Origin of the sequence: Enterococcus sp. AZ119, from assembly GCF_050546175.1 — a bacterium.
Taxonomy (GTDB): Bacteria; Bacillota; Bacilli; order Lactobacillales; family Enterococcaceae; genus Enterococcus; species Enterococcus faecalis.
Genome location: NZ_CP172951.1, coordinates 918,692 through 932,124 on the forward strand (window position 1 = coordinate 918,692; position 13,433 = coordinate 932,124).

The 13,433-nt window shown below is 36.0% G+C and carries 16 protein-coding genes; 13 read left to right on the top strand and 3 right to left on the bottom strand.

Going from position 1 to position 13,433, the window contains the following annotated elements:
- Positions 1-3: 3 nt before the first annotated feature.
- Positions 4-498: a YajQ family cyclic di-GMP-binding protein gene (locus tag IGL37_RS04505; protein ID WP_002357974.1), complete on the bottom strand. Its 495-nt coding sequence runs from the start codon at positions 496-498 to the stop codon at positions 4-6.
- Positions 499-732: 234 nt separating this feature from the next.
- On the opposite strand from IGL37_RS04505, the gene IGL37_RS04510 reads away from it, so the two are divergent.
- From IGL37_RS04510 to IGL37_RS04570, 13 genes are all read left to right on the top strand, one after another.
- Positions 733-1,689, top strand: a complete 957-nt coding sequence (locus tag IGL37_RS04510; protein WP_002381974.1) for a YitT family protein — start codon at positions 733-735, stop codon at positions 1,687-1,689.
- Between the two features lie 202 nt (positions 1,690-1,891).
- Entirely contained in the window at positions 1,892-2,761 is an 870-nt protein-coding gene (locus IGL37_RS04515; protein WP_002357972.1) for a class II fructose-bisphosphate aldolase, read from the top strand.
- A gap of 173 nt (positions 2,762-2,934) precedes the next feature.
- Positions 2,935-4,227 carry a UDP-N-acetylglucosamine 1-carboxyvinyltransferase gene (locus IGL37_RS04520; protein ID WP_002357969.1) on the top strand — a complete coding sequence of 431 codons (1,293 nt, stop codon included), beginning with the start codon at positions 2,935-2,937 and terminating at the stop codon, positions 4,225-4,227.
- Complete coding sequence (rho, locus tag IGL37_RS04525; RefSeq protein WP_002357968.1) at positions 4,224-5,516, top strand: transcription termination factor Rho; 1,293 nt, start codon at positions 4,224-4,226, stop codon at positions 5,514-5,516. The genes IGL37_RS04520 and rho overlap by 4 nt, the downstream gene beginning before the upstream one ends.
- Positions 5,517-5,615: 99 nt before the next feature.
- Entirely contained in the window at positions 5,616-5,885 is a 270-nt protein-coding gene (locus tag IGL37_RS04530; protein ID WP_002357967.1) for a type B 50S ribosomal protein L31, read from the top strand.
- A gap of 316 nt (positions 5,886-6,201) precedes the next feature.
- Positions 6,202-7,314: a teichoic acid biosynthesis protein TagB gene (gene tagB / locus IGL37_RS04535; RefSeq protein ID WP_002360560.1), complete on the top strand. Its 1,113-nt coding sequence runs from the start codon at positions 6,202-6,204 to the stop codon at positions 7,312-7,314.
- Positions 7,304-8,050, top strand: coding sequence for a WecB/TagA/CpsF family glycosyltransferase (locus IGL37_RS04540; protein ID WP_002371313.1), 747 nt, complete (start codon positions 7,304-7,306; stop codon positions 8,048-8,050). Before tagB ends, IGL37_RS04540 begins: the two co-directional genes overlap by 11 nt.
- The gene (locus tag IGL37_RS04545; protein WP_002363732.1) at positions 8,051-8,644 is read left to right on the top strand and encodes a hypothetical protein; all 594 of its coding nucleotides are present in this window, start codon (positions 8,051-8,053) and stop codon (positions 8,642-8,644) included. It begins immediately after the preceding gene.
- Between the two features lie 53 nt (positions 8,645-8,697).
- The gene (tagD, locus tag IGL37_RS04550; protein WP_002384695.1) at positions 8,698-9,108 is read left to right on the top strand and encodes a glycerol-3-phosphate cytidylyltransferase; all 411 of its coding nucleotides are present in this window, start codon (positions 8,698-8,700) and stop codon (positions 9,106-9,108) included.
- Between the two features lie 138 nt (positions 9,109-9,246).
- Positions 9,247-10,311 carry a DUF916 and DUF3324 domain-containing protein gene (locus tag IGL37_RS04555; RefSeq protein ID WP_016627389.1) on the top strand — a complete coding sequence of 355 codons (1,065 nt, stop codon included), beginning with the start codon at positions 9,247-9,249 and terminating at the stop codon, positions 10,309-10,311.
- Entirely contained in the window at positions 10,304-10,516 is a 213-nt protein-coding gene (locus IGL37_RS04560; RefSeq protein ID WP_002357965.1) for a hypothetical protein, read from the top strand. The genes IGL37_RS04555 and IGL37_RS04560 overlap by 8 nt, the downstream gene beginning before the upstream one ends.
- Positions 10,517-10,742: 226 nt before the next feature.
- A complete protein-coding gene (gene scrK / locus IGL37_RS04565) occupies positions 10,743-11,621 on the top strand; it encodes a fructokinase ScrK (protein WP_002361643.1) in 879 nt (292 codons plus the stop codon).
- A 90-nt stretch (positions 11,622-11,711) separates the two neighbouring features.
- Positions 11,712-11,960, top strand: a complete 249-nt coding sequence (locus IGL37_RS04570) for a YtxH domain-containing protein (protein ID WP_033918048.1) — start codon at positions 11,712-11,714, stop codon at positions 11,958-11,960.
- A 57-nt stretch (positions 11,961-12,017) separates the two neighbouring features.
- Here the strand turns inward: IGL37_RS04570 and nfsA are convergent, their stop codons facing one another.
- Together nfsA and IGL37_RS04580 are read right to left on the bottom strand one after the other, a co-directional pair.
- Complete coding sequence (gene nfsA / locus IGL37_RS04575) at positions 12,018-12,752, bottom strand: oxygen-insensitive NADPH nitroreductase (protein WP_002360554.1); 735 nt, start codon at positions 12,750-12,752, stop codon at positions 12,018-12,020.
- A gap of 83 nt (positions 12,753-12,835) precedes the next feature.
- On the bottom strand, positions 12,836-13,294 hold the full coding sequence (locus tag IGL37_RS04580) for an S-ribosylhomocysteine lyase (RefSeq protein WP_002357960.1): 459 nt from the start codon (positions 13,292-13,294) through the stop codon (positions 12,836-12,838).
- Positions 13,295-13,433 lie beyond the last annotated feature (139 nt).

Below are 13,433 nucleotides of genomic sequence, written 5' to 3' on the forward strand. Positions count from 1 at the left end.
TTTTTAGCGATAATTATTAAACTCAAGAGCCATTGGTAAATCTAATTCTCGTAAAAGAGCCATGACTTTTTGTAAATCATCCCGACTTTTTCCAGTTACCCGAATTTTGTCTTCTTGGATTTGTGACTTAACTTTAATCCCAGAGTTTTTGATAGCTGTGTTGATTTTTTTCGCATTTTCTTTATCAATACCACTGATTAAATCACCATATTGGCGAGCAGTACCGCCTAAGGCTTTTTCACTTTCTGAGAAATGAATATTTTTAATCGGAACATTGCGTTTGACTAATTTTCCAAATAAAATATCCTTCACTTGCTCGACTTTATAATCATCTTCAGCTACGACTACTAATTTATCGTTTTCCAATTTAATATCAGCAATTGACCCTTTAAAGTCAAAACGATTTTTCAATTCTTTCAAGGCAATTTGAATCGCGTTTTTGACTTCCTCCATATTGACCTCTGAAACTACATCAAAACTTGCTTCTTTTGCAGCCATGTAAAAACCCCCTAAAATATTCTTTGCTTCATCATATCATGAAATAGTAAAAAAGGTTAGGCTAGAATCATTTTGAATAGAGAAATAAGAAGATCAGTTTTTAGGGATATCTTCCCGCATTCTTTCATGGAAACGTTGCAAAAAAATTTTTTTCAATGTTCGCTTTTAGCCCCTTTTCTTTTAGGATAGAACCTGTTATTCTAAGTCAGAAGAATAGCGAAGGAGCGAAGAAAAATGAGTCGATTGGTTAGTACTTACCAAAGAAATGAATCGATAAAAAAAATAGCAGTGATGGCGATAACCGCTTTGACTTCTGCGGTCGGTTTGAATTTCTTTTTGATTCCGGCAAAAGTTTTTTCGGCAGGGATGAACGGAATTGCTCAAATCATTGCTACATTATTATATACAAATTTAGGAATCCATATTAATACAGGGATCTTCATTTTATTTTTAAACATTCCCGTCTTCATTCTAGGGTTTGTAAAATTAGGGAAACAATCAACGATTCTTAGTTTCATCAATGTTATTGGCATTTCCGTTGTCACTATGTTTGTGCCAATCGTAACAGTCACAACGAATCCTTTGATGAACGCAATTATGGGTGGTGTCTTAGTCGGCGTTGGCGCAGGGCTTTCATTGAAAATGGGCTTTAACACTGGCGGCATGGACATTATTTCACTGATTCTTTCAAAAACAACAGGGAAAACAGTTGGTAATTTTATGTTCTTATTAAATGGTATTATTGTGCTGTTGGCTGGTTTTGTATTTAACTGGGAAAGTGCGTTGTATACTATTATTTCTATTTACTGTTTGAGTCAGGTGGTCGACATGATTCATACTAGTCACCAAAAAGTCACAGCAATGATTGTCACCACGAGACCAGAAGCTGTTGCCTTAGAAGTTTCTCAACAAATCGCTCGTGGCATGACCTTGTTGCCTTCAATCGGCGGCTATTCAGGTGCAGAAGGTCGGATGATTATGATGGTCATTACTCGCTACGAGCTCTATGATTTAGAACAAGCAGTTTACAGTATCGATGAGAATGCCTTTGTAAATATTTTACCAACACAATCGGTTTTAGGGCGTTTTGCCAATGAAGATGAACAACGGATTTTTCATAGTACAGGAACATTTCCTGAGCTTCAATCCTACAAGGTGAAACGTTATCCACCAAAGAAAAAATTAAAATAGCAAGTCGGCCTTCAGATCCCAAAGTGATAACGGGAAAACTGGAGGTTTTTTTATAAAAATGAAGGTTATGTGAAAGAATAGACAAAAATTTTCTGAAAAAGGGAATTTTACTAGAAAAGTGTCAGGAATTCTGCTAAAATAGAACCGTTGGTTAGGGAACACCTAACAAATAAAGTTTTTAAAAACTTAGGAGGAATTTTTTATGCCAGTAGTATCAGGAGCAGAATTCTTAAAAGCAGCACGTAAAGGCGGCTATGCAGTAGGTGGCTATAACACAAATAACTTAGAATGGACACAAGCGATTTTAGAAGCAGCAGAAGCTAAAAAAGCACCAGTTCTAATCCAAACATCAATGGGCGCTGCTAAATACATGGGCGGCTACAAAGTAGCTAAAGACATGATTACTAATTTAGTAGACTCAATGAATATCACAGTTCCAGTAGCAATTCACTTAGACCACGGTGACTACGAAGCTGCTTTAGAATGTATCGAAGTTGGCTATACTTCAATCATGTTTGATGGTTCTCACTTACCATTCGAAGAAAACTTAAAATTAGCGAAAGATGTAGTTGAAAAAGCTCATGCTAAAGGTATTTCTGTTGAATGTGAAGTTGGTTCAATCGGTGGTGAAGAAGACGGAATCATCGGTACTGGCGAATTAGCTGATATCGAAGAATGTAAACAAATGGTTGCTACAGGTATTGACTACTTAGCATGTGGTATCGGTAACATCCATGGTCAATATCCAGAAAACTGGAAAGGTTTAGCATTTGATCACTTACAAGCAATTGCTGAAGCTGTCGGTTCTGATGTACCTCTAGTATTACACGGAGGTTCTGGTATTCCTCAAGAACAAATTGAAAAAGCAATTTCAATGGGTATCTCAAAAGTTAACGTAAATACAGAATTCCAATTATCATTCGCTAAAGCAACGCGCGAATATATTGAAGCTGGTAAAGATTTAGAAGGTAAAGGATTTGACCCTCGTAAATTATTAGCACCAGGTAAAGCTGCAATCATCAAAGATGCAGAAGAACACATTGATTGGTTCGGTTCAGCTAACAAAGCTTAATCAACTAGTTACGTTAAAGACAGCCACAGCACGTGGCTGTCTTTTTTATTTTTTGTTATTTTTTCATTCTATTAAAATACCTGAGAAGTTTTCTTTTTTCTTAAGCTTGATTATGATAGAATGATTGGGTAGTTTATTTAGAAAACGTATATTACAGATAGGTGAGAATATAAATGAAAAAAATCGTAATCAATGGGAATCGTCCATTAAAAGGCGAAGTAACCATTAGCGGCGCTAAAAATAGTGTGGTCGCTTTAATTCCAGCTGCTATTTTAGCAGATTCGCCCGTGACTTTAGATGGCGTTCCTGACATTCAGGATGTTCACTCATTAATTGAAATTTTAGAAATTATGGGTGCTAAAATTACTTTTGAAAATAATACATTAATTATTGACCCAACAGAAGTTGTTTCTGTGCCAATGCCAAAAGGAAAAATCAATAGCTTACGTGCGTCCTATTATTTTATGGGCTCACTTCTTGGTCGATTTGGGGAAGGCGTTGTCGGCTTACCTGGCGGTTGTTACTTAGGCCCTCGTCCAATTGATTTACATATCAAAGGATTTGAAGCATTAGGCGCTCATGTAACCAACGAACATGGGGCGATGTACTTGAGAACAGACGAAGCTGGCTTACAAGGAACCCGAATTTTTATGGATATGGTATCTATTGGCGCTACAATCAATGTCATGTTAGCCGCAGTTAAAGCCAAAGGCAAAACGATTATTGAAAATGCTGCGCGTGAGCCAGAAATTATTGATATTGCTACATTATTAAATAACATGGGTGCAAAAGTTCGAGGAGCTGGAACGGACGTTATTCGGATTGAAGGTGTCGAAGAATTACATGGCTGTCGTCACTCGATTATTCCAGATCGAATTGAAGCTGGGACTTATTTAGCTATGGCAGCAGCTATGGGTGAAGGAATCAAGGTTCGAAATGTTATTTATGAGCATTTAGAAAGCTTCATTGCGAAATTGCAAGAAATGGGCGTTAAGATGACAATTGAAGAAGACATGATTGAAGTTCATCCGTCACATGATCTGAAAATGACGACGGTGAAAACCTATCCGTATCCTGGTTTTGCCACAGACTTGCAACAACCGTTAACGCCATTACTTTTAAAAGCGCAAGGAACTGGTGAAATTATTGATACGATTTATGCTCAACGAAATAAGCATATCCCTGAGTTAGTGCGGATGGGGGCTGATGCTTCGGTTGAAGGCAATATGATTATTTTAAATGGTCCAAATCAATTGCACGGTGCAGAAGTAGTCGCCTCTGATTTACGGGCAGGCGCTTGCCTAGTCACTGCCGGCTTGATGGCTGAAGGTACGACCACTATTTATAATGTAGAATATATTTTACGTGGGTACGACCACATTATCGAAAAGTTAACTGCTTTGGGTGCTGATATTCAAATGCTAGAAACCGAAGAACAAGAAGGTCCGTTTGAGGTGGATCAATGAGCGACTATTTAACAATGGCTGAATTGGAAAACAGTACGTTAAAAGATATTTATGCGTACGCGAAAGAGTTTAAAATTCCTTATTATAGCCAAATGAACAAAAAAGAATTGTCTTTAGCTGTGATTCGTGCACAAGCTGAGAAGCAAGGGTTTTTCTTCATGGAAGGAATTTTAGATATTGTTTCTCAGGATGGTTATGGCTTTTTGCGGCCAATTAATTATGGACCAAGTGCAGAAGACATTTATATTTCTTCTTCTCAAATTCGTCGTTTCGGATTGAGAAATGGGGACAAAGTAGCTGGCAAGGCGCGTCCGCCAAAGGAATCAGAACGTTACTATGGACTCATGCATGTTGAAAGTGTCAATGGGAAAGATCCTGAAGAAGCGAAAGAGCGGCCACATTTTCCAGCGCTAACACCGTTGTATCCTGAAAAACAATTAACGTTAGAAACAACGGCTGGCAGATTATCAACACGAATGATTGATGTATTTGCCCCAATTGGTTTTGGGCAACGTGGTTTAATTGTAGCGCCGCCAAAAGCGGGAAAAACAAGTGTTTTAAAGGAAATTGCTAATGGGATTACAGAAAATCATCCTGATGTGGAATTGATTCTGTTGTTAATTGACGAGCGTCCTGAAGAAGTGACTGATTTAGAGCGAAGTGTTAAAGGCGATGTGGTTTCTTCAACTTTTGATCAACAACCACAAAATCATACGCGAGTTGCTGAATTGGTTCTGGATCGAGCAATGCGCTTAGTTGAAGACAAACGGGACGTAGTTATTTTAATGGACAGCATCACTCGTTTAGCAAGGGCCTATAATTTAGTGGTCCCGCCTAGTGGTCGAACCTTAAGTGGCGGAATAGATCCAGCTGCGTTTTTCAAACCTAAACGATTTTTTGGTGCTGCCAGAAATATCGAAGAAGGGGGCAGTCTGACTATTTTAGCCACGGCATTGGTGGATACAGGTAGCCGAATGGATGATGTCATCTATGAAGAATTCAAAGGTACAGGCAATATGGAGCTCCATTTATCTCGTGAATTAGCAGAGCGCCGTATTTTCCCAGCAATTGATATTAAAAAATCAAGTACGCGAAAAGAAGAGTTGCTAATGACACCAGAACAACTAGAAGAAACGTGGAAATTGAGAAATAATATGTCAGGAGACTCGCTGGAATATACGGATCAATTCATAAAAATGTTGAAACGGACCCAAAATAATCAACAATTATTTGAAGTTTTCCATGATGTTTCGTTTGGCAAACAAATTAAAAGAAATCCAAAAAGATAATTGCATACCAACTGAAAACATGGTAAGATAGCATTGTTGTATACCGACAAAATAACTCTGATACAGCAAATGGATCAGGGCAAAGGAGCGAAAAAACGTATGAAACAAGATATCCATCCAAATTACCAACCAGTAGTATTCATGGATTCAACAACAGGTTTCAAATTCCTTTCAGGTTCAACTAAAGGATCTTCAGAAACTGTTGAATGGGAAGATGGCAACACTTATCCATTATTACGTGTTGAGGTTACTTCAGACTCACACCCATTCTACACTGGTCGTCAAAAATTCACACAAGCCGACGGACGTGTGGACCGTTTCAACAAAAAATACGGTCTCAAAGACGAAAACGCAAATCCAGACGCATAGTCTTTCAAAACATTGTTATGACAAGGTTTATAGAGGTTTTCCACTGTGGTGGGAAACCTCTATTTTTGTTGGATAGGCAGTTTTAAATTCAGAGAAATTATTTAAATATTATTTTATTTAACTGAAAGTATAGCTAGTCCGTATACCGTATAATTTAAATTATTTGGATAGTATACATATTGTAAAGTGCAATTGTCTTTTTAGAATCTTTAAGGTATAATTTGTTTTAATGAGTTTATATGTAAGCTTTTTCTTTTTAAAGACTTTGATCATATCTTTTTTATAAGAAAACTATTGTTTGTGAAAGGATATAAAAGTGCTAAAACAATTGTACTTAACAGTATTAAGATGGAGACCGTACAAGCATAAAAAAGTAAAAATTGTGTACATAATGAGTTTCCCAAGAAATGATGGACATTTAATTGAACAATTAGAACAACACTATCACGGAATGATAATAGTACTTTATACAAAAAATTGTCAATCATACGCAGCATCCTTAAATCAAAAAGGCATAAAGACGATACTTTTTGATAAGAAAACTTTGTTGATTACAACGGCGATTTCATACTTGAAGTCAGCGCCGTTAATTTTTGTAGATAATTATTTTCCAGAATTGGCAATTTTAAAAAAAAAGCAAGTAGTTATCCAATTATGGCATGCTAATGGGGCTTTAAAACAGTTTGGCTGGGGTGCTTATCACACGAAACATAGAAGTAGCAAGGATCAAATCAGGTTTCAAAAAGTTTACGATAAAATGAATTATTTTATCGTTAATTCACTAAAAATGGAAGCAATTTTTAGAAACAATTATCGTCTCGAGAATGCTCAATTTTTTCATTTTGGTTCGCCGCGTCTTGCTTATCTTGAAAAATTAGAGGTAGGAGAAACAAATCAGAATAACAAAATTTTATATGCACCAACTTATCGAGAGGGATCGAACGAAATGATGCTTGTGATAAATCAAGCAATAAAGGCTTTTTCTGCTATGCCAAAGTTTCATTTTTATATGAAATTACATCCATCAATCCAGTTAGATGCCATTGAACTACCGAGAAATGTTTCTATTTGGGAAAAGCATATTTTTGAAAGCTTTAGTGAAATAGGCTACTTGATTACTGATTATTCGAGTGTGGTCTTTGAATACATGCATGTTAAAGAGCAACCGAACATTTTATTTTTTTGTCCAGATTTAGAAAAATACGCATTAAATCCTGGAATTGAGCCTGATTTTTTTGAATATTTACCAGGACCGTTAGTTGAAAATGAAAAACAGTTGATTGTGGCATTGTCAAATTTTTCAATAAATAGTTATAAAGATAATATTACTAGAATTAACGAAGAATGGAATCAATATCAGTCAAAAGAGACCATTAATAAAATAGTAGAGTTGGTAGAGAGAATCTTGGGGGGATTTTGTGAAAAGTAAGGTACGCACTGAATATATTGGGGGATTACCAGTTGACGTATTAACACATCAAGAAATTATGGATGACTTAGAAAGTTATCTCAAAGCTAAAGAGAAAATGATTGTAACTAGCGTTAATCCGCAAATTTCATTGTTAGCATTTGAACATCCAGAAGTTAAGTTATATTTGAAAAGAGCAACTCATCGGATTGCGGATGGGATAGGTGTGGTCAAGGCATCGAAACTAATGGGTGGGTCTATTCGTGAAAGAGTTACAGGAATTGATGTCATGGATAATTTTTTAGAGTATGCAAATCAACATAAGGAACGAATCTTCTTGTATGGTGCAAAGCAAGAAGTAGTTGAAGCAGCAGCTAAAAATATTCAACAACAATATCCAGGGATTGTTATTAGCGGTATTTTACATGGCTATACAAAGAAAAAACAGCAAGAAATTGTGGAACAAATTAACAAAGCTGAACCAAGGTTTGTCTTTGTAGCATTAGGTTCACCGAAACAAGAGATTTTTTTGGAACAAACAATTGATCACCTGACAGCTAATGTATTTTTAGACGTAGGCGGTACTTTTGACGTATTAGCTGGATCAGTAAAAAGAGCGCCAGAATTTTATATAAATCACAATTTGGAATGGTTATATCGTTGTTTGACAATGAAGAGATACGATCGGTTAATGCAAATTCCTAAATATATTTATTTGACTATTAAGTATCGGAACAACAAGTCTAGGGGGCAGTAAATGATTATTTTGTTTATTTGGGAAAATGACTTAGACACAACTTTTTATATCGTGAAAATAGAGAAAGATGAGAAGTTCATTTTACGAGTACCACCTATTCACAAACTAAGTAAATTTGTTCAAAATAATCAATGGAATAGTTTGATAGAAGAATTAAGAAAATTGTCTTCATATGAAGTAACTGAGTACATAATTATAAAAAAAGCAATGCTTTTTTCGTATCTTTTTGAAGACGATAAAGAAATTGTTATTTCAAATCAAAGTGAGCGGCATCTAATAGATCAAAATGGCAAAGAATGGTTTTTACCAAAAGGAAAAGTTGCTGTAAATCAAGAGGTGCTTTCAGAATATCTTCGTTTTAGTCATTCAGATGCTGAACGTTCATTTGAGCATCAGGAACACATTTTTCGTTTAACGAAAATTAAATTATTAAAAGATAAAAATCCGTTAAAATTGCAAAAGCAGTTAAAGCAATTAAAAAAAGCTACAACAACGTCTTTCTCTATAAAATCTCTGAGTAAGTTATTACTAATTTATACTGCTACAGAAAATAAAAAATTTGATCGAAAAACCATCAAAGTCAATCAAGAGTAGCCTTTTTTCTATTCATAAAAATTGATAATTAACGAAGAAATATCAAAGTACAAATGGAGGTTTTTATGAAAAAAATACTTACTTACGGCACATTTGACCTCCTACACTATGGTCATATTAATTTGTTGAAAAAAGCGAAACAACAAGGGGACTACCTGATTGTTGGACTTTCAACAGATGCTTTTAATTTAGAAAAAAAGAAACAAAGTTATTTTTCATATGAAAAACGTAAACAATTATTAGAGGCAATTCGTTATGTTGATTTAGTTATTCCTGAAACTAGTTGGAAACAAAAAGTTTCCGATATTGCTGAATTTAAAATTGATACTTTAGTCATGGGCGATGATTGGCAAGGGGCTTTTGATTTTCTAGAAGTTGAAACAACCGCAAAGGTTCTTTATTTGCCACGAACGCCAGAAGTATCAACCACACAGATAAAAAAAGAATTATATTATAGTGAATAATAAAAAGTCTCCTTGGTATTTTTCAAGGAGACTTTTTTCAAGATTATCCTTCCCAAAAGTCAAAGATTGATCAGCATTGTTTCGCTGGTTTGTTAGACTAGTAGGTACATTCAGCTTTATAAAGGAGATCTTGAAGAAATGAGTAGAAAAAAAGTCGGTGTTTTCTGTCTATTTCTGTTTTTCACATTTTTTATTATTGTTCCAAAAGTAGAAGCTACAGAAGAAATGAAGACTAAATTTACAGTAACGCCTGTTTTACCAGAAAATCAAGTGTCAGGAACATCTAGTTATTATGATTTAATTCTGGCACCAAAGCAATCTTCCACTATTGTCTTAGACATAAAAAATAAGACAGACGAAAAATTGTCCATTGTATTGACTCTAGCAAATGCATCAACAAATGATAATGGGTTGATTGTGTACAATGATTTTGATAAACCACTTGATTCATCGTTAAAGGTTCCGCTGACAGACTTGGTTACTTTAGAAAATGAGGAAGTGAGTGTGCCGCCTCATCAAACAGTATCAGCAAAGATGAAGGTGAAGGGACTTGATCAGCCTATCAAAGGAGTTGTTTTAGGCGGGGTTTATGCGCATCTCAAAGATGAAAAAACAGAGGAAGAGAACCAAACAATGGGATTAACCAGTCGCTACGGGTTTAATGTTGCGATTGCTATGAGGAGTGCTGAGAATGCTCCTTTAACAGAGGTGAACCAACTGAAATTAGCGAAAGTAACACCTACAATTGCTTTAGGGGCCAAATCACTAAAGGCGGTCATTCAAAATCCGTATGCTGCTATTTTTCCAGAAGTTCGTTTAGAAGGTCAAGTGATAAAAAAAGGGTCCTCTAAAAAAATTGCACAACGGACACTAAAAAATGTTCGCTTTGCCCCAAATAGTTCCATGAATTTTCATCTTGATTTGGGTAAACAACCGCTAGATGCTGGGACTTATATATTTACAGGACGTGCTATTTTACAACAAGATGAACAACAGTCTTGGCCTTTTCAACAAGAATTTACGACTAACACTCGTGAAGCAAAAAAATTGAATCAAGAAGCTACGGTCAAATGGGTCCTACCCACATGGTGGTTACCGACTTTCTACACGTTGTTAGTAATCACAATTGGGGCAATTTATAGTGTCATTTGGCGCAATAATTATCAAAAAACAAGCGAAAAGGAGAGTGAGAATAATGGCTAGTTGGTTTTGGTTGTCTGGCGGTTTAGCGGTCATTTGTTTTATGTTTTTCCTCTTTTCTTTGCTGACTAGTATGAGTTTTATTCAGCATGCAAAAGAACCCAGAAGTATTCTAAAAGAAACGCTTTTAAGTTGGTTAATGCTTTTACTTAGTGGTGGGTGGATTACAATCGGACTATTGTTATATTTTTCGCTAAAGAATCAATAAACAAAAAACGAGCATTCATTGTTAGATAACCGTGAATGCTCGTTTTTTTGTTTTAGGAAAATGCTCTTTAGCAACTTGCCAGATTTCATTGGGCAACCTGACTGAAATTGTTAAATTGTTCTGTCGAAACGACAAAAAAGTGGTAAACTAAACGTGTATGTTAGTTATTTAATCAAAAGTAATGTATCCGCTTACTTATAAAATGGAAACGAAGGAGCATATTGCAATGACAGAAAAACTTTTAGGAAGTATCGAAGCCGGTGGCACAAAATTTGTATGTGGCGTTGGGACAGATGATTTGACCATCGTAGAACGTGTCAGTTTTCCCACAACAACCCCAGAAGAAACAATGAAAAAAGTAATAGAATTTTTCCAACAATATCCTTTAAAAGCGATTGGGATTGGTTCGTTTGGTCCGATTGATATTCATGTTGATTCTCCTACGTATGGTTATATCACTTCTACACCAAAATTAGCTTGGCGTAACTTTGACTTGTTAGGGACTATGAAACAACATTTTGATGTGCCAATGGCTTGGACAACGGATGTGAATGCTGCAGCATATGGTGAGTATGTTGCTGGAAATGGGCAACATACATCTAGTTGTGTATATTATACAATTGGAACTGGTGTTGGCGCTGGAGCGATTCAAAACGGTGAGTTTATTGAAGGCTTTAGCCACCCAGAAATGGGGCATGCGTTAGTCCGTCGTCATCCTGAAGATACGTATGCAGGAAATTGTCCTTATCATGGAGATTGTTTAGAAGGGATTGCAGCAGGACCAGCAGTTGAAGGTCGTTCTGGTAAAAAAGGTCATTTATTGGAAGAGGATCATAAAACTTGGGAACTAGAAGCTTATTATTTAGCGCAAGCAGCGTACAATACTACTTTATTATTAGCGCCAGAAGTGATCATTTTAGGCGGCGGTGTCATGAAACAACGTCATTTGATGCCGAAAGTTCGTGAAAAATTTGCTGAATTAGTCAATGGATACGTGGAAACACCGCCTTTAGAAAAATACTTGGTGACGCCTCTTTTAGAAGATAATCCAGGAACAATTGGTTGCTTTGCCTTGGCAAAAAAAGCTTTAATGGCTCAAAAATAACCATTTATTCGTAGTTCATGCATTATATTTGAAGGAAATGGCTAAGAATGATACTCTTATTATGTAATTAATTATTTAGGAGGGATTAGCATGGCAAATTTAAAAGGACGTTTTGACGATGCAAAAGATAAAGTAGAAGGTACTGCAAAAGAAGCGCAAGGCAAAGTTACGGATGATAAAGGCAAAGAACTTGAAGGAAAAGCTCAATCAACCTTTGCTGACGTAAAAGACAAAGCACGTGATGCCGGCGACGACCTTAAAGAAGGCGCTGAAAAATTAACTGATAAAGTTAAAGAAGGCTTTGAAGACTTAAAAGACAAATTTAGTAAAGATAAATAAAAATTAACAAAAGAGCGTGGGCTTACGTTGAAATAACGTAAGCCCACGCTCTTTTGTTTAGACATCAAATCCTTGTTTTTGCAAGAAAATTTTTACTTCTGGGCGACGATTATAAGAAAAATAGGACAAAGACTTCTGTGACCAATCCGCTGTTTGGGCGTTACTTGAGCGGCTGGCATAATAATCTTTTAATAATTCATCATATGTGTGCATATCTGTCAATTTGTCTGATTGGTAGTGATTTTCGCTTAAAATATTTTCAAAAGGCATCCGTGGTTTTACACCATTTAACGTTTCTGGTACACCGATTGTTAATCCGAAAAGTGGTACAGTTAATTCAGGCAAAGATAAGCGTTTGGCTACTGTGTCTAAGTCATTTCGAATGCCGCCAATATAACAAATCCCTAAATCCATAGATTCAGCCGCAATGGCCATGTTTTGCGCAGCAATCGTTGTATCAACGGCAGCTACTAATAATGATTCTGGTGTCTTTAAGGGTTCTAATGATTGCCCCTCTTTTGACAAAATCGTTGCATGACGATACAAATCAGCAACAAAAACATAGAACACACCAGTGTTAACGACATAGTCTTCACAATTCGCTAAACGTCCCAATTCTCTGCGTAGCTCAGGATCTTTGATTTCTATAATTGTATAAGCTTGTAAAAAATTGGAGCTTGATCCTGCTTGAGCTGCAGTAATTAACTGTTGTTTCTGCTTGTCCGTTAACGCTTGCTTTTTAAAATGACGAACGGAACGGTGACTTAGTAATTGTTCGATTGTTTGATTCATAAAAAACCTCCGTTTAAATTAAGAAAGAGAACAGAAAAACCCACAGCTTAATAGTGGGTTTCTCTGTCGTTAATTGCTAAAGATTACAGAATACGTTCAAATGGATCTAAACTAATTCCTTGGTCTAAGACGATTTTTGCGTATTCTTTCGCTGCAAATAAAGAATGATCTTTGTAGTTTCCACACTCTTTTGCAGAGACTGCTGGAACAACTTCTGTATTGATTACTTTGTTTAAAACGTTGACTAATGCATCACGGATTTCTTGTGGTGAATGTTGATCCCACATAATCATATAAAAACCAGTGCGGCAACCCATTGGCGAAATGTCAATGATTCCTTTTAATTCATCACGCATGTTAACTGCTAATAAATGTTCCAACGTGTGTAATGCGCCTGTTGGTAGGGCATCTTTGTTTGGTTGTAAGAAACGTAAGTCATATTTTTCGACTAACGCATCACCATTTTGTTCTGTGCCAGCAAGGCGAACATATGGTGCTTTTACTGTGTTGTGATCTAATTCAAAACTTTCTACGCGTGCCATGAAATTTCGCTCCCTTTATAATTAAATTCGTTTTAACTATAACAAATTTAAGTCAAAAGTCAATGGATAGTCCTTTGATGGGTAATAGTTTTAAAATATCATGGGAAAATAAAAAAATCATTTTTTTGACTATGTAGGT